Origin of the sequence: Streptomyces sp. NBC_01268, from assembly GCF_036240795.1 — a bacterium.
Taxonomy (GTDB): domain Bacteria; phylum Actinomycetota; class Actinomycetes; order Streptomycetales; family Streptomycetaceae; genus Streptomyces.
In genome coordinates, this window is sequence record NZ_CP108454.1 from 7056906 (window position 1) to 7073525 (window position 16620).

The window sequence follows — 16620 nt, forward strand, 5'->3', positions numbered from 1 at the left end:
TTCTCGTACCATGAATCTCGACATCGCCACCGACGGCACGCGGCTCACCCTGGCCGTGGAGATCAAGCCGGAGCTCCGCCAGGCCTCGGAAGCCGACATGCCGCCGGACGTCGCCCCCGCCGCCATGGGCTTCCTGCCCGGCGACGGCGACGAATACGTCCTCACCGAGGGCACCCTCGCGGGCAGCGCGGCTTCTTCACCCGCGACGCCGCCGGTCGCGTCACCGGGGTCGACCTGGGTGGCCGCCTCTTCAACCGGTCCGCCGTCCAGCTAGCCGACGTGGACGCGGGGGCGCCGGTCCCGGTCGGATTCGGCCTCGCGCAGGATCTCGCGGGTGACGGGGGCGATCTCGCCCTGGCCGAAGAGGAAGAAGCGGAGGAAGTTGGCGAAGGGGTTGCCCTCGGTCCACTCGAAGTAGATGTGCGGGCGGGTGCCGGTGAGGTCGCGCGAATGGAGGAGCAGGGCCGCGAGGGCGTTGGGGACGGAGGAGCTCTCCACGGTGAGGACCCGGAAGCGGTCGTGGAGGACTTCGCCCTTCACGGTCAGGCCGGCCTCGAACTCGGACGGGTCGGTGATCGTGACCTCGACGAAGACGAAGTCCTCGGTGCCGGGGATGTCGTTGTCGGCGCGGATCTGGTCCTTCTTCGCGCGGTACTCGTCGGCGTCCCGGTCGCCGGGTTCGTTGGCGATGAAGCGGGGGGTGCGGCGGGAGATGTCCTGGATGAAGCGCTCGGCCATGTCGTCGAGCTCGATGTGGGTGACGCGGAGCTCGAAGGCGCGGCCGAGGCGGGAGAGGAGGGAGATGAGGATGATGCCGGCGATGAAGCAGGCGCCGATCTTCACGCCGTCGGGTCGTTCGATGACGTTGACGACGGTGGTGTAGAGGAAGACGACGGAGATGACGCCGAAGCCGATGGTCCAGCCGCGCTGGCCGGCCTTGCGCGCGGCGATGGTGACGGCGATGGCGGCCGAGGAGATCAGGACGAGGACGCCGGTGGCGTACGCGCCGCCCTGGGCGTCGACGTCGGCGTCGAAGATCCACGTCACGAGGAAGGCGACCAGGGTGAAGACGATCACCATGGGGCGCACCGCGCGGGCCCAGTGGGGGGCCATGCCGTACTTGGGCAGGTAGCGGGGCATCAGGTTGAGCAGGCCGGCCATGGCCGAGGCGCCCGCGAACCACAGGATCGCGATGGTGGCGATGTCGTAGACGGTGCCGAAGGTGTTGCCCAGGTACTCGTGGGCGAGATAGGCGAGCGCGCGCCCGTTGGCGCTGCCGCCGGACTCGAACTCCTTCTCGGGGATCAGCACGGTGGTGATGAAGCTGGTGGTGATCAGGAAGACGCTCATGATCAGCGCGGCCGTCGTCAGCAGCTTCTTGGTGCCGCGGATCCGCCCGGTCGGCTTCGCCTCGGTGTCATCGAGGTCGCCCTGGACGTGGGGCATGACGGCGACGCCGGTCTCGAAGCCGGACAGACCGAGCGCGAGCTTGGGGAAGACGAGCAGGGCGACGCCGATCATGGCGAAGACGTTGCCGTGTTCGGCGGTCAGTGCGGTGGTCCAGTCGGTGACGACATGGCCCTCCGTCAGGACATGCCACAGGCCGTTGACCACGACGACCGCGTTCAGGGCCAGGTAGATGCCGACGAGGGCGACGGCGACGCCGATCGCCTCCAGGAAGCCCTTGAGGAACACCGCGCCGAGCAGCGCGATGAGGATCATGGTGATCAGCACCTGCTTGTCGTGCAGGGCCGACTCCAGGTGGGGGTTCTCCACCAGGTGGGTGGAGGCGTCGGCCGCCGACAGCGTGATGGTGATGAGGAAGTCGGTCGCCGCGAAGCCCAGCAGGGTGAGGACGAAGAGCTTGCCCTTCCAGAAGGACAGCAGGCGCGCCAGCATGGCGATCGAGCCCTCGCCGTGCGGGCTCTCCTCCGCCACCCGCCGGTAGACCGGCAGGGCGCCGGCCAGGGTGACGATCACCAGCACGATCGTGGCCACGGGAGAAAGGAGGCCGGCGGCCAGGGCGGCGATGCCGGGCTGGTAGCCGAGGGTGGAGAAGTAGTCGACACCGGTCAGGCACATGACCCGCCACCAGGGCTGCCCCTTGTGCCCGGCGTCCGCGGCGGGCTCCTTGGGGCGGGAGGGCTTGCCCTTGCCCATGTCGGACAGCCCCTCCAGCATCCACGCTCGCAATCGGGCGGTACGAGCGTCGTTCGTGGCGGCCATCGGTTGTCCCCGGGTGTTCAAGGCGATCGTTTCTTGCCATCACGCTGACGGCCGAGCCAGCCTAAGCAGAGCACCCGTGGCAGACTCCGGGTCGCGCGTCAGGAAAGCGTCAAGATGGCCCGGTCGGGTGTCACGTCCCTCACATCGGGGGCAGCCTTGAGTCGTACGCGGAGGAGGCCGTGAATGCGGACGTCACTCCGGGACGCGGTCGCGATGTCGGCCGCGGTCCTCGCACCGTTTCTGATGGGGCTGGCGCTGGTGCCGCTGCGGACGAGCCTCTCGCACACGAATCTGGCGTTGCTGCTCGTCGTCGTGGTCGTGGCCGTGTCGGCCCTCGGCAATCGGTTCGCCGGGGCGCTGGCAGCCTTGTCTGCGGTCGCCTGGTTCGACTTCTTCCATACCGAGCCGTACCAGAGCTTCCACATCCAGGACCGCGCCGACGCCGAGACGGCGGTGCTGCTGCTGTTCGTCGGCCTGGTCGTGTCCCAGCTGTCGGCCCGTGCCCGCGTGCTGCGGAGGGCCGCGGTCTCCGATGCCCAGCACCTGGAGCGGCTGCATGCCGTGTCGAGGCTGGTCCGGTCGGGCCGATGCTCGGCCGACGAGCTCGTCGAGCGGATCCGGGAGGACCTCATCGAGGTCCTCGATCTGCGCGGCTGTCGCTTCGTGCGTGGTTCGGGGCCCGTCGACGGTCCGCCGCCCGGACTGGAACCCGACGGCTCGTTGCGCGTCGAAGGCTGGATCTGGGACCTGGACCGACAGGGCTGGCCGGACGGGGAGACGGAGTTGTGGGCCGTCGCCCACGGGCGCTGCCACGGGGTCTTCGTGATGACTCCTGTGCCAGGGGTCGCACCGGCGTCGCCGGAGGCCCGGCTGGTCGCCGTCGACCTGGCGGGGCTGGCCGCGCTCGCGCTCAGCGGCCAGAAGGATCTAGCCCAGCCCTGAGACCTTGAGAACCGACCGTGTCGTCTCGTGGTGGATGTAGAGGGAGAGCCGGGCCAGATCGCGGGTGCCGGGGCTCAGCGTGCCGCGCTGCAAGGAGGCGCGGGCGCCGGCCTCGAGGCGGAGCCAGAGCGCCGGATTGGCGGTGAGAACGCGCAGGTCGACCTCGGCTCGACCGCCTTCCGTATCCCTGAGCATCACACGATGCGAGGTGCCTCCGGCCGGCCAGGCGAGCGCCGTGAGCCGGTCCATGCGGACCGTCCGCGTCACCCACAGGCCCTGGACGATCAGCAGGTCCGGTGTGGCGCTGACCCGCGGGGGCAGCAGGACCACCAGCAAGAGCGACGCGAGAGCGATGAATCCCACCGTGCGGAGCAGCGTCAGGCCGTGCGTGCCGGCGTCGACGGTCAGCGACGCCGCCAGCAGGAGCGCCGCGCAGCCGACGGCGGCGCGAGCCTCTCCCGGCCACCCCGCGTCTGACAGGACGTCGCCGGGGACGTCGGTTGCACGACGGGCGATGCGACGGAACGGCTTCATGGCGCTCACGCTAGGACCGTTGCCCGGCCCCGCCACCGGGCTCGTACGCCGTGTTTACGCTGCTGCCCGCAGGATTGACGGGTTGCTGACGGCGATGGGTCCGGTCGTGTGGTGCACGTACTCGCGGACGAGGCGGAAGCCGGCCGTCCAGGCCAGGAGGCGGCTGGCACGGTTGTCGCGGGAGCAGCTCCATGTGGCGGTTCGGCCGCGGGCGGTGATGTCGGCGGTGAGGCCCTGGACGCAGGCGAGGGCGAGGTGCTGCCGTCGCTCGGAGGGGTCGGTGGCGCAGGCCACGTCCTCGTACCGGCTTCCGGTGAAGCGCGTGCAGGCCAGCGCGAGGACACGGCCCTTACGGAAGGCTGCCCAGCCCTGCCCTGAGGCGGCGAGGCCCGCGGGACCGCCCCATGTGGCGTGGATCCAACTCATGGAGGGGTCGAGCGCCGCGAGCGCCGGGCCGTCCTCGGAAGTGAGCCGCCGTACCGTCACCGCGCGCGGCACGCGTGGTGGAGCCCCGGCCGCGTGGTGCATGTAGAGCATGCGGTCCCAGGGGTGCAGGCGGTCGAAAGCGGCGCCGAGCACCGGCAGGAAGCGGTCGGATGCCTCGACACAGTGACCGGTCAGCGGGGCGAGGTCGGTGGGGGTGAGGGCGGTGGGGTCGCCGGCCAGGAGGGCGTGGTCGCCGCAGGTGACGGCGATGACGCGGGGGCGTTCGGTGCGGTCGGTCCACCAGGTGCCGTGGCCGGTCGCGAGGACGTGCTCGGCGAGGGCGGCGGTGCCCGGTCCGCCGACGGGGAAGACGCGGGCGCAGGCGGGCGGCTGGTGGGCGGGGTGAGGGATCACGGGAGAACCTCCGGTACGGACACGGGGCGGCCGGCCACGGGGCGGGCCGCCCCGGTCGGGGTCAGCTTCCGCAGGCCTTACGGCCGTGGTTCGCGTTCTTCTTGCGGCGGGCCTTCTTCTTGCGGGCGCGCTTGGACATGCCTCGGGTTCCCTTCAGGCGGTGTGGCCGACGAGGACGTCGGCGAGCTTGGTGAGGCGCTTGATCGTGCGCTCCTCGGTGGCTGCGGGCGCGGGTGCGACGCGGTGTTCGCGGTCGTAGTACGCGCCGTTGACGATCTCGACGGCCGGGTCGCAGAGCCGTACGACATGGGCGGCGCCCTCGGCGGGGGAGACGCCCTCGTGCGCGTACAGCGGCAGCAGGCTGGTGGTGCAGATGCCGGGGTGGACGGAAACGGCGGTGACCCGGGGGTCGGCGGTGAAGACCGTCAGGGCCAGCTGCGACTGGGCGTAGGCGGCGAGCCGGGAGTAGCGGCGGGCGCGGTTGGGGTCGGCCCACTGGATGGAGCCGGTGCGGTGCAGGGAGGAGGAGACGTTGACGACGCGGCCGCCCGGCTCGGAGGTCAGGGCCGGCTCCAGGAGGTTGGTCAGGAGGTAGTGGGCGAGGAAGTTGACCTGGAAGGCGATCTCGTTGCCGTCGATGGTGACGGTGTGCCGCTCGGGAGCCGCCATGCCCGCGTTGTTGACCAGGACGTCCAGGTGCGGGTGCTCGGCGAGGACCCGGGTGGCGAGCTGCTCGACCTCCTCCAGACGGGAGAAGTCGGCGCCGAAGGGGCACAGTTGCCCGGCGGAGACGTCGGAGAGCGTGACGAGACGGTCGAGGGCGGCGTGCGCCTCCTCGGTGGTCCGGCCGTGGAGGAGCACGGTGGCGCCGCGCTCGGCCAGCTGCCGGGCGGTCTGGTGGCCGATGCCGGAGGTGGCGCCGGTGACGAGCACGGTGCGTCCGGACAGGGAGGAAGAAGACATGGTTCATCCAGGGATGGTCGATGAGGTACGAGAAGAGGGGCGCCGTGACCGGTTGCGACGGTCACGGCGCCCCTGTGACGTGGCGCGGGCAGGCGTCAGCGCAGGGCGGACGCGCCCGGTCGGCAGCGGGGCGTGCGACTCGGCGACGCCTGATGAGGCGGCCGGTCGAGCAGGAGCCACGCGCTGTTCACGCTTCTCATCCAATCCCGGGACACATCCCGGGGCAAGGCCAAAGGCCCTTCCCTGACGCCGCCCTGACGGAGATTCACCCGAGCCCCGGAATCATCGACACGAGCAGGTCGATGGCCTTGATGCCGATGAACGGCAGGACGAGGCCGCCGAGACCGTAGAGCAGCAGGTTGCGGCGGAGCAGGTCGTGCGCCGATGCGGGCGTGTAGCGGACGCCGCGCAGCGCGAGTGGGATGAGCGCCACGATGATCAGGGCGTTGAAGATGATGGCGGAGGTGATCGCCGAGGTGGGGCTGTGCAGACCCATGATGTTGAGCGCTTCGAGGCCTGGATAGGCGCCGGCGAACATCGCGGGGATGATCGCGAAGTACTTGGCCACGTCGTTCGTGATCGAGAAGGTCGTCAACGCGCCTCGGGTGATGAGGAGTTGTTTGCCGATCTGGACGATCTCGATGAGTTTGGTCGGGTTGGAGTCGAGGTCGACCATGTTGCCGGCCTCCTTCGCGGCCGACGTGCCCGTGTTCATGGCCACGCCGACGTCCGCCTGGGCGAGCGCCGGAGCGTCGTTCGTGCCGTCTCCCGTCATCGCGACCAGCTTGCCGCCCTCCTGCTCCTTCTTGATGAGGGCGAGCTTGTCCTCGGGGGTGGCTTCGGCGAGGAAGTCGTCGACCCCGGCCTCGTGGGCGATGGCGCGCGCGGTCAGCGGGTTGTCACCGGTGATCATGACCGTGCGGATGCCCATACGGCGCAGCTCCGCGAACCGTTCCTTGATGCCGTCCTTCACCACGTCCTTGAGGTGGACGATGCCGAGGACACGGGGACCGTCCCAGTCGTTGACGGCGACCAGGAGCGGGGTGCCGCCGGCCGCCGAGATCTGGTCGCTCCAGGCGCCCGCCTCGCCGGGAACCTTCCCGCCGTACATCTCCACCCAGGCGATGACCTGAGCCGTCGCCCCCTTGCGGATGTGGCAGGCGGCGCCGTTGTCCCAGCGGAGGTCGATGCCGCTCATCCGGGTCTGCGCGCTGAACTCCACGAACCGGGCGTTCGCGAGCTCGCCGTCGGCCGGGGCCCGCAGCCCGTACCGCTCCTTCGCCAGGACGACCACCGAGCGGCCTTCGGGCGTCTCGTCGGCGAGCGAGGACAGTTGGGCGGCGTTCGCGAGCATGGCCTCGTCGATGCCTGGCAGCGGGACGAAGTCCGCGGCCTCCCGGTTGCCGAGGGTGATGGTCCCCGTCTTGTCGAGGAGGAGTGTGTTGATGTCGCCGGCGGCCTCGACGGCCCGGCCGGACATGGCGAGGACGTTGCGCTGGACGAGCCGGTCCATGCCGGCGATGCCGATGGCCGAGAGCAGCGCGCCGATCGTCGTCGGGATGAGCGTCACGAGCAGGGCGACGAGGACGGTGGTGGAGGGGGCCGCGCCCGCGTACGTGGCCATGGGCTGGATGGCGACGACGACGAGGACGAAGACGACGGTGAGCGCGGCGAGCAGGATGTTCAGCGCGATCTCGTTCGGCGTCTTCTGCCGGGAAGCGCCCTCGACCAGGGCGATCATCCGGTCCATGAAGGAGTGGCCGGGGCGTGAGGTGACCCGTACGACGATCCGGTCCGACAGCACCGTCGTACCGCCCGTCACTCCCGTCCGGTCGCCGCCCGCCTCGCGGATGACCGGGGCCGATTCACCGGTGACGGCGGACTCGTCGACCGCCGCGACCCCGTCGACCACATCGCCGTCGGCCGGGATCAGCTCGCCCGCCTCGACGAGTACGAAGTCGAACATCTTCAGATCCGTGGCGGCCACGGCCTCCGTCTCCGCCCGGTCGAGATCCGTCCCGTACCGCCAGTGCCGGAGGCGCAGGGCCACCGTGTCCGTACGGGCCTTCCGCAGCGACTCGGCCTGTGCCCGGCCTCGTCCTTCGGCGACCGCCTCGGCCAGGTTGGCGAAGACGACCGTCAGCCACAGCCAGGCGCTGATCACCCAGGTGAACACGGACGGATTGACGACCGCGGACAAGGTGGTGAGGACCGAGCCGACCCCGACGACGAACAGGACCGGGTTACGGACCAGGTGCCGTGGATGAAGTTTCCGGAGGGCGTCGGGGAACGAGCTGATCATCTGGGCGGGGTCGAGCAGCCCACCCTCCACGCCGCGTCTGCGCCGTGGTGGATGCGTGAGGGGCGGGAGGGAAGGCGCCTGGTGGACTGGAGCGGCGGGATTCATGGGGTCAGGACCTTCATGAAGGAGCCGCCGCCCGGGACGGCGGGCGACGGCTGGACCGGCAGGACGCACCGGGAGTTCCGGGTGCGTCGGACAGAGGGACGGGAGCGAGGCGCCCTGCCGATCCCGAGGATGGGAGGTGATCGGCAGGGCGCCGTTCCCGGCTCGGCGCATGCGGATGGGGAGGCATGGCACCGAGCGGCCTTCGTCGAGGAGGGTCGAGCCACTGACGTCCTCGGCGGTGAGCGGCGGTTGCTGAATGTAGTCGCCGACTCCGTCCGCACGGACGGACGTTGACGTCCCTCTGACGGTCTGGGGCGTGGCTCTGACGGTTTCCTTGCACCCCGCCGCGCCGTCTGTCAGGACGGTGTCAGGACTCGCGTGCGGTGCGTCAGGGTCGCGTCAACAGCGATCGTTTTCGGTTCTCGCCCGGTCAAGACTGATCGGCACGGGGGGACGGACGACCGTCGGTTCGGCGGGCGCACGACCATCGGCGCCGGTACAGGGCACAGTCTGGGGGCGGGGGCCCCGACAGAAGCCCAACGCCATGCGACGGCCGTCCGGCCAGGGGCCCCGCCCGGCCCGTGACCCTGAGGGGGGTCGCGGGCCGGGCCGGCCGCGGGCCGGGGTGTCCCGGGAGTTCTGACACGCACTCCTGGAACGGCACCCCGGCCCGTTCTCGGTTTCTGTGCCTGGCTGTGCGAACCGCGGATGACGTCCGTACGGATCGCGTCAAGAGCCTGTCAGCATCACGGGCCTGGGCGCCAGGGAGCCGTCAAGGTGGCTGCGCAGGACATGACGAGGGGCGTCTTCTTCGGGAGTGCGTGCGACACGCGCGCAATTCCGAGGAAATGCCGCGCAGTCGAAGGGGCAGTCTGGAACATGAGTGTCGAGAACGTCGTCGGTCTGATCGTCGCGGTCGCCCTGGTCGGTTACCTGGTGGCCGCCTTCATCAAGCCCGAGAAGTTTTGAACGCCCGGAACCCCGCCGACGCGGCCCGTGGTCGCCGCGGCCGGCTCAAGGTCTACCTCGGGGCCGCCCGGGGCGCGGGCAAGACGTGCCGGATGCTCGACGAGGGTCGCCGCAGGGCGGCGCGAGGCACGGACGTGGTCGCCGGACTCGTGGAGTCACACGGGCGCCCCTACACGGAGACGATGCTCCAAGGGCTCGAACGGGTCGCGTCCCGGGGCCGGGAGCTCGACCTGGACGCGGTGCTGCGCCGCCGCCCCGAAGTCGTCCTCGTGGACGACCTCGCCCACGCCAACGCCCCCGGCTGCCGCAACGAGCGCCGCTGGCAGGACGTGGACGAACTCCTCGCCGCCGGAATCGACGTCGTCACGACGCTCGACATCCAGCACCTGGAATCGCTCAGCGACGTCGTCGAGCGGATCACGGAACTGCCCGGCGGGGAGACCGTCCCCGACACGGTCGTACGCGGCGCGGACCAGATCGAGCTCGTCGACGTGGCGCCCGAGGCTCTGCGCCGCCGGATGGCCCACGGCGACATCCTCCCGCCCGGTGAGGTCGACGCCGCCCTCGCCCGCTACTACCGCATCGGCAACCTCACCGCTCTGCGTGAACTCGCCCTGCTGTGGCTGGCAGACCGCGTGGACGACGCCTTGCGCGCCTACCGGTCGGAACACCGCATCGGCGGAGTCTGGGAGACCCGCGAGCGGGTCGTCGTGGCGCTCACCGGCGGGCCCGAGGGGGAGACCCTGATCCGCCGGGCCGCTCGCATCTCCGCCCGCGCCGCCCACGGCGAACTCCTCGCCGTGTACGTGGCGCGCAGCGACGCACTGAGCGCGGGCGCCTCCGCCGCCGCTCTGGGTCGTCAGCGCCGGCTCGTCGAAGACCTGGGCGGCAGCTACCACACAGTCGTCGGCGAGGACGTGCCCACGGCCCTGACCGACTTCGCCCGCGCGGAGAACGCCACCCAGCTCGTCGTCGGCACCAGCCGCCGCCGGCGGCTGGAACGATTCCTCACCGGGCGGGGCATCGGCGAGACGACCGTCGCGCTCTCCGGCGACATCGACGTCCACATGGTCACCCACGAGCGGGCCGGACGCGGCCGCCTGCTGCCCTCCCGGCGCCGCACCCTGCCGACCTCCCGGCTCGTCGCCGGACCCGTCGCCGGACTGGTTCTGCCGGTGCTGCTGACCCTGGTGCTCGACCGCGCCCGCGGCACGCTCAACCTCACCAGTGAGGCGCTGCTCTTCCTCCTCACCGTGGTGGGCGTCGCGTGCATCGGCGGTGTCGCCTCCGCGCTCGTCGCCGCGCTCACTGCCTCCCTGCTGCTCAACTACTGGTTCATACCGCCGGTGGGTCAGTTCAGCTTCCAGGACCCGGACAACGTCCTCGCGCTCGTCGTCTTCGCCGTCGTCGCGGGTGTCGTCGCCGCGGCCGTCGACCGGTCCCTACGGCTCTCCCGCAGAGCCGCCCGCGCCACCGCCGAGGCCGAGACCCTGTCCTCGCTCGCGGGCTCCATCGTCCGTGGCGAGGAGGCCATCTCCGCCCTGCTCGGCCGGGCCAAGGAGGCCTTCGGGATGGCGTCGGCCGAGCTCATGGACTCGGCCGAACTCGGCGCCGCCCGGGAGGCGGGACCGGACGACGGCATGGACATCACCGGCGTCGTCGTCGACGACGACCTGCACCTCGTCCTGCGCGGCCGGCCCCTCTCGTCCTCCGACCGGCGCGTCCTCGCCGCGTTCGCTGCCCACGTCTCCGCCGCCGCCGAACGTGACCGGCTCGCCGAGGCCGCCGCCGAGGTGGAACCCGTACGGGCCGCGGACCGCATGCGCACCGCGCTCCTCGCCGCCGTCAGCCACGACCTGCGCACCCCGCTCGCAAGCGGCTGGGCCGCGGTCGCCTCGCTGCGCAGCCCCGACGTCGAGTTCACCGAGGAGGAACGTCAAGAGCTCCTCGACACCGCCGACACCTCCATGGCCCGGCTCGGCCGGCTCATCGACAACCTCCTCGACATGAGCCGCCTCCAGGCCGGGGCACTCTCCCTGTCACTACGACCCACCACCCTGGAAGAGGTCATCCCCTCGGCCCTCGGCACCCTGCCACCCGGTTCCCGTCCGCCCACGGTCGGCAGCCTGGAGAACACCCCCGCGGTCCTCGCCGACCCGCCCCTCCTCGAACGGGTCGTCGCCAATCTGGTCGCCAACGCCACCCGCTTCGCCCCGCCCGAGCACCCGGTCCTGATCACCGCCAGCAGCCTCGCGGGCCGCGTGGAGGTCCGGATCGTCGACCGCGGCCCGGGCCTCCCCGCAGGCGTCCACGAACAGGCCTTCGAGCCCTTCCAACGCCTCGGTGACACCGACAACACCACGGGCGTCGGCCTCGGCCTCGCACTCTCCCGAGGGCTGACCGAGGCGATGGGCGGCACGCTCACCCCCGAGGACACCCCGGGCGGCGGCCTGACCATGGTCATCAGCCTGCCCTGCGCACCGCTGGAGAGGAGCGGCACCGACGGAGTCACGCGGGTGGCCCGATGAGTGAGCCGAACCCGGTGTTTCCTTTACGCCGAGTCATACCTTCAGACGGGTGCGGATGAGCGTGTCGAGGTGCCGCCACGCCGCGGACTCGGCATTGACCGCGCCCTGGATGAGGGCGGGGATCTCGGAGGCCGTGTCCAGCTCGGGCAGTTCGTCGGGCCCGTAGCGCGCTCGGGTCGCCTCGACGATCCGGCGGGCGAGGTCGTCGAGGCGGGGGTCGTCGGCGTCGAGGTCGTGCGCGTGGTCGTAGTCGAGGAACAGCTGCCGCCGCGCGGGGTCGGAAAGGATCTCGTTCTGGTCCTCGAAGAGCGTCATCGCCTGGTCCGGGTGGGCGGCGAACACGAGGATCCACAGATCGCGTTGCAGGTCCACCCATCGGGGGGTGAAACCCCAGCGGGCCAGCCGCTCCAGAAAGCCGGCGACCTCGGTGGGCAGTGAGGACAGTTCCCCGGCGGCGAGCCTGCGCAAGCGCCCTTGCGTCGCCCGCAGGCCACGGATGCGGGCGGTGAGCTCGTCGTCGATCTCACCCAGCGCCTGCTGGAAGTCCTCGTCGGTCGCTGCTCTCAGGTCCCGGATACGGGCCAGCGGGACCCCGGCTTCCGTGAGGGTGCGGATCTTGATCAGTTCGATGGCGTCAGCAGCGCCGTACCGTCGGTAACCAGACGCGTCGCGGTCGGGCTCGGGGAGCAGTCCCTTGTCGTGGTAGACGCGAATCGTCTTCGTCGACACTCCGACGTACCTGGCCAGCTGCCCGATGGTGATCACCTGGCCATCGTCCCATTTGACCTTTCCCCTGGGGCAGGGTTGCACCCTGGCGTCATGGTGAACGAGAACATCGATCGGGAGACCCTGCGGGCGCTGGCCGACGAGGGCAACGAGACGGCTCTGGACCGGCTGGCCGACCTCGCCGACGCCCACGGCGACCTGGAGGAGCTGAGCGAGCTGTTGGACGAGGGGTCCATGCGTGCCGGGCTCCTGCTCACGCGGCGCGCCGTCGCGACGGGCAACCTGCGCGAGCTGCAACGGATCTCGGACGCCGGGTACGACGACGCCGGGAACGAGCTGGACCGACTGCTGAAGGCGCCGGTCGGCGAGGAAACCGACTGATCCAGGACGCCGGCGCGTACGGGTTGTGTCAAGACGGCCGCAGTGCACGTTAGGGGGACGTCAACGTCGGCGGTGTGGTGGCTGAAATGCGCTTTCCTCTAACAGGTCCGACGGACCGCTCATCTCATCCACTCACATCCGGGAGCTCACGATGGCCGACCTGGCCTTCGTCGTCACCACGATCGCGATCTTCGCGCTGGTGGCTTTCGTCGCCAAGGGGGTGGCGAAGCTGTGACTGTCGAGAACATCGTCGGTCTGGTGGTCGCCGCCGGCCTGCTGGCCTATCTCGTCCTCGCCCTCGTCAAGCCGGAGAGGTTCTGAGTACGGATATGAGTCCCGTCCTTGCTGGAGTCCTCCAGCTCCTCGCCCTGGTCGTCGCCCTCGGTCTGTCCTACCGGCCGCTCGGCGACCACATGGCGCGCGTCTACTCCTCGGAGAAGCACTACAAGCCCGAGAAGTGGATCTACAAGGCCATCGGCGCCAACCCGAACGTGGAGATGCGCTGGCCCGCGTACCTGCGCGGTGTGCTCGCCTTCTCCGCGGTGAGTGTGCTCTTCCTCTATCTGCTGCAGCGCGTGCAGGGCTCGCTGCCGGGCTCGCTCGGCTTCGTGTCGATCGACCCGGACCAGGCCTTCAACACGGCCGCGTCCTTCGTCGCCAACACCAACTGGCAGTCGTACTACGGCGAGCAGGCCATGGGGCACGTCGTGCAGACCGGCGGCCTGGCGGTGCAGAACTTCGTCTCCGCCGCGGTGGGCATCGCGGTGGCGGTGGCTCTGGTCCGTGGTTTCGCCCGTTCCCGTACCGGTGAGCTGGGCAACTTCTGGGCCGACCTGGTCCGCGGCACCGTCCGCATCCTGCTGCCGATCTCGGTGATCGGCGCCCTGGTCCTGGTGGCCTGCGGTGCGATCCAGAACTTCGCCGGGATCCACGAGGTCGGCCAGTTCATGGGCGGCACGCAGCAGTGGAACGGCGGCGCGGTCGCCTCGCAGGAGGTCATCAAGGAGCTGGGCACCAACGGCGGCGGTTACTTCAACGCCAACTCGGCCCACCCCTTCGAGAACCCCAACGGGCTCTCCAACCTCTTCGAGATCTACCTGATCCTCGTCATCCCGTTCGCGCTCACCCGCACCTTCGGCCGCATGGTCGGCTCGATCAAGCAGGGCTACGCGATCCTGGCGACGATGGCCACCATCTGGCTGGCCTTCGTCGGTCTGATGATGTGGACCGAGTTCGCCCACCCCGGCCCCGCCTTCGACATCGCGGGCGGTGCCATGGAGGGCAAGGAGACCCGCTTCGGCATCGGTGGCTCGGCGATCTTCTCGGTCTCCACGACGCTGACGTCGACCGGCGCGGTGAACTCCTTCCACTCCTCGAACACCGGCTTCGGCGGCGGTATCAACCTGCTGGGCATGCAGCTCGGCGAGATCGCGCCCGGCGGTGTCGGCTCCGGCCTGTACGGCATGCTGATCATGGCGGTCATCGCGGTGTTCATCGCCGGCCTGATGGTCGGCCGCACGCCCGAGTACCTGGGCAAGAAGATCGGCACCCGTGAGATCAAGTTCGCCGCGCTCTACATCCTGATCACGCCGGCGCTCGTGCTGTGCTTCACGGCGGCCTCGTTCGTCCTGGACACCCCGTCGCACTCGATGACCAACTCGGGCGCGCACGGCTTCTCCGAGATCCTCTACGCGTACACCTCGGGCGCCAACAACAACGGCTCCGCCTTCGCCGGCCTCAACGCCGACACCCAGTGGTTCAACTCGACCATCGGCATCGCGATGCTGCTCGGCCGGTTCCTGCCCATGGTGTTCGTCCTCGCACTGGCCGGCTCGCTCGCCGAGCAGAAGCCCGTCCCCGAGACCGCAGGCACCCTGCGCACCGAGAAGCCGCTGTTCACCGGCCTCCTCGTCGGCACGATCATGATCATCACCGGTCTCACCTACTTCCCGGCCCTCGCGCTGGGTCCGCTCGCCGAAGGGCTCGCAGCATGAGCGCCATCACTCCTACCCGGGCACCGCACCCGGACGTACCCACGGGGCACAAGCCCGAGGGCGGCCGTGTAGGCGGGGGCCTGTTCGATCCGAAGCAGCTGGTCAAGTCCTTCCCCGACGCGATCAGGAAGCTCGACCCGCGGGTGATGGTCAAGTCACCCGTGATGTTCGTGGTGTTGGTCGGCTCGGTGGTCACCACGGCGCTCGCGATCAAGAACCCGGGGGACTGGTTCGGCTGGGCGATCACCGCCTGGCTGTGGCTGACCACGATCTTCGCCAACCTGGCGGAGGCGGTCGCCGAGGGCCGGGGCAAGGCCCAGGCCGACACCCTGCGCAAGGCCAAGACCGACACCGTCGCCCGCCGCCTGAACCAGGACGGCAAGAGCGAGGAGCAGGTCCCCGGCACCGAGCTGAAGATCGGCGACCTGGTGGTCTGCGAGGCCGGCGACATCATCCCCGGCGACGGTGACGTCGTCGAGGGAGTGGCCTCGGTCGACGAGTCCGCCATCACCGGCGAGTCCGCGCCGGTGATCCGCGAGTCCGGCGGCGACCGGTGCGCGGTCACCGGTGGTACGAAGGTGCTGTCCGACCGGATCGTCATCAAGATCACGACGAAGCCCGGCGAGACCTTCATCGACCGCATGATCAACCTGGTCGAGGGCGCCGCCCGCCAGAAGACGCCCAACGAGATCGCGCTCAACATCCTGCTCGCCTCGCTGACCATCGTCTTCCTGCTCGCCGTCGTGACGCTGAAGCCGTTCGCGATCTACGCGGGCGCCGACAAGCAGACCTCGACGATCGTCCTCACGGCGCTCCTGGTCTGCCTCATCCCGACGACGATCGGCGCCCTGCTCTCCGCGATCGGCATCGCGGGCATGGACCGGCTCGTCCAGCGCAACGTCCTCGCGATGTCCGGCCGCGCCGTCGAGGCCGCCGGTGACGTGTCGACGCTGCTGCTCGACAAGACGGGCACCATCACGCTCGGCAACCGCCAGGCCTCGGAGTTCGTCCCGGTCAAGGGCGCCACTGACGCGGAGGTCGCAGACGCCGCCCAGCTCTCCTCGCTCGCCGACGAGACGCCCGAGGGCCGCTCGATCGTGGTCCTCGCCAAGGAGAAGTACGGGCTGCGCGAGCGCCACCAAGGCGAGCTGGCGCACGCCACCTGGATCGAGTTCACCGCCCAGACCCGCATGTCGGGTGTGGACGTGGACGGCAAGAGCATCCGCAAGGGGGCCGCGGGCTCCGTGGTCACCTGGGTGAAGGAGCAGGGCGGCACGGTCTCCAACGACGCCGACACCCTCGCCAACGCCATCTCCGAGGCCGGCGGCACGCCCCTCCTCGTCGCGGTCAAGGACGGCAAGGGGGCGCGCGTTCTCGGCGTCATCCACCTCAAGGACGTCGTCAAGGACGGCATGCGGGAGCGGTTCGACGAGCTGCGCCGCATGGGCATCAAGACGATCATGATCACGGGTGACAACCCGCTGACGGCGAAGGCCATCGCCGAGGAGGCCGGTGTCGACGACTTCCTCGCCGAGGCCACCCCCGAGGACAAGATGGCCCTCATCAAGCGGGAGCAGGCGGGCGGCAAGCTCGTTGCGATGACCGGTGACGGCACCAACGACGCCCCCGCCCTCGCGCAGGCCGACGTCGGCGTGGCGATGAACACGGGCACGTCGGCCGCGAAGGAGGCCGGCAACATGGTCGACCTCGACTCCAACCCGACCAAGCTCATCGAGATCGTCGAGATCGGCAAGCAACTCCTCATCACCCGAGGCGCGCTGACCACCTTCTCCATCGCCAACGACGTCGCCAAGTACTTCGCGATCATCCCCGCTATGTTCGCCGTCGCCTACCCGTCGCTCGACAAGCTCAACATCATGGGCCTCGCCTCGCCCGAGTCCGCGATCCTGTCCGCCGTCATCTTCAATGCGCTGATCATCATCGCGCTCGTGCCGCTCGCCCTCAAGGGCGTGCGCTACCGACCGTCCAGCGCCGACTCGATGCTGCGCCGCAACCTCGGGCTCTACGGTCTGGGCGGCCTGATCGCCCCGTTCATCGGCATCAAGATCATCGACCTGCTCATCTCCCTCATCCCCGGAATCGGCTGACC

General features: G+C 70.1%; 14 protein-coding genes. 8 read left to right on the forward strand and 6 right to left on the reverse strand.

The window, feature by feature from the left end; translation table 11 throughout:
* The first annotated feature begins 10 nt into the window (after positions 1-10).
* On the forward strand, positions 11-274 hold the full coding sequence (locus OG309_RS31765) for a hypothetical protein (protein WP_329426114.1): 264 nt from the start codon (positions 11-13) through the stop codon (positions 272-274).
* On the opposite strand, the gene OG309_RS31770 is transcribed toward OG309_RS31765, so the two are convergent.
* Positions 271-2226 (reverse strand): amino acid transporter, encoded by a 1956-nt coding sequence (locus tag OG309_RS31770; RefSeq protein ID WP_329426116.1) that lies wholly within the window; start codon positions 2224-2226, stop codon positions 271-273. The genes OG309_RS31765 and OG309_RS31770 overlap by 4 nt on opposite strands.
* A 183-nt stretch (positions 2227-2409) precedes the next feature.
* Between OG309_RS31770 and OG309_RS31775 the strand changes: the two genes are divergently transcribed.
* The gene (locus OG309_RS31775; protein WP_329426117.1) at positions 2410-3168 is read left to right on the forward strand and encodes a DUF4118 domain-containing protein; all 759 of its coding nucleotides are present in this window, start codon (positions 2410-2412) and stop codon (positions 3166-3168) included.
* Here OG309_RS31775 and OG309_RS31780 read toward each other — a convergent pair.
* The 4 genes from OG309_RS31780 to kdpB (OG309_RS31795) form a co-directional block, all read right to left on the reverse strand.
* Positions 3154-3711, reverse strand: a complete 558-nt coding sequence (locus OG309_RS31780) for a hypothetical protein (protein ID WP_329426119.1) — start codon at positions 3709-3711, stop codon at positions 3154-3156. The genes OG309_RS31775 and OG309_RS31780 overlap by 15 nt on opposite strands.
* Before the next feature lie 45 nt (positions 3712-3756).
* The gene (locus tag OG309_RS31785; RefSeq protein ID WP_329426120.1) at positions 3757-4542 is read right to left on the reverse strand and encodes a GNAT family N-acetyltransferase; all 786 of its coding nucleotides are present in this window, start codon (positions 4540-4542) and stop codon (positions 3757-3759) included.
* 153 nt (positions 4543-4695) lie between these two features.
* Complete coding sequence (locus tag OG309_RS31790; protein ID WP_329426121.1) at positions 4696-5505, reverse strand: SDR family NAD(P)-dependent oxidoreductase; 810 nt, start codon at positions 5503-5505, stop codon at positions 4696-4698.
* Positions 5506-5770: 265 nt separating this feature from the next.
* Positions 5771-7912, reverse strand: coding sequence for a potassium-transporting ATPase subunit KdpB (kdpB, locus tag OG309_RS31795; RefSeq protein WP_443067606.1), 2142 nt, complete (start codon positions 7910-7912; stop codon positions 5771-5773).
* 879 nt (positions 7913-8791) lie between these two features.
* On the opposite strand from kdpB (OG309_RS31795), the gene kdpF (OG309_RS31800) reads away from it, so the two are divergent.
* Positions 8792-8881 carry a K(+)-transporting ATPase subunit F gene (kdpF, locus tag OG309_RS31800; RefSeq protein WP_329426123.1) on the forward strand — a complete coding sequence of 30 codons (90 nt, stop codon included), beginning with the start codon at positions 8792-8794 and terminating at the stop codon, positions 8879-8881.
* Positions 8878-11409, forward strand: a complete 2532-nt coding sequence (locus OG309_RS31805) for an ATP-binding protein (protein ID WP_329426125.1) — start codon at positions 8878-8880, stop codon at positions 11407-11409. Before kdpF (OG309_RS31800) ends, OG309_RS31805 begins: the two co-directional genes overlap by 4 nt.
* A 33-nt stretch (positions 11410-11442) precedes the next feature.
* On the opposite strand, the gene OG309_RS31810 is transcribed toward OG309_RS31805, so the two are convergent.
* Positions 11443-12174: a MerR family transcriptional regulator gene (locus tag OG309_RS31810; protein WP_329426126.1), complete on the reverse strand. Its 732-nt coding sequence runs from the start codon at positions 12172-12174 to the stop codon at positions 11443-11445.
* A 54-nt stretch (positions 12175-12228) separates the two neighbouring features.
* Between OG309_RS31810 and OG309_RS31815 the strand changes: the two genes are divergently transcribed.
* The 4 genes from OG309_RS31815 to kdpB (OG309_RS31830) all read left to right on the forward strand — a co-directional run bounded on the left by OG309_RS31815 (position 12229) and on the right by kdpB (OG309_RS31830) (position 16618).
* Positions 12229-12516 carry a hypothetical protein gene (locus OG309_RS31815; protein ID WP_329426128.1) on the forward strand — a complete coding sequence of 96 codons (288 nt, stop codon included), beginning with the start codon at positions 12229-12231 and terminating at the stop codon, positions 12514-12516.
* A 231-nt stretch (positions 12517-12747) separates the two neighbouring features.
* Complete coding sequence (gene kdpF / locus OG309_RS31820) at positions 12748-12837, forward strand: K(+)-transporting ATPase subunit F (protein ID WP_190102311.1); 90 nt, start codon at positions 12748-12750, stop codon at positions 12835-12837.
* Positions 12838-12845: 8 nt separating this feature from the next.
* The gene (kdpA, locus tag OG309_RS31825; RefSeq protein ID WP_329426131.1) at positions 12846-14510 is read left to right on the forward strand and encodes a potassium-transporting ATPase subunit KdpA; all 1665 of its coding nucleotides are present in this window, start codon (positions 12846-12848) and stop codon (positions 14508-14510) included.
* Positions 14507-16618 carry a potassium-transporting ATPase subunit KdpB gene (gene kdpB / locus OG309_RS31830; protein ID WP_329426133.1) on the forward strand — a complete coding sequence of 704 codons (2112 nt, stop codon included), beginning with the start codon at positions 14507-14509 and terminating at the stop codon, positions 16616-16618. The genes kdpA and kdpB (OG309_RS31830) overlap by 4 nt, the downstream gene beginning before the upstream one ends.
* The last annotated feature ends 2 nt before the right edge of the window (positions 16619-16620 follow it).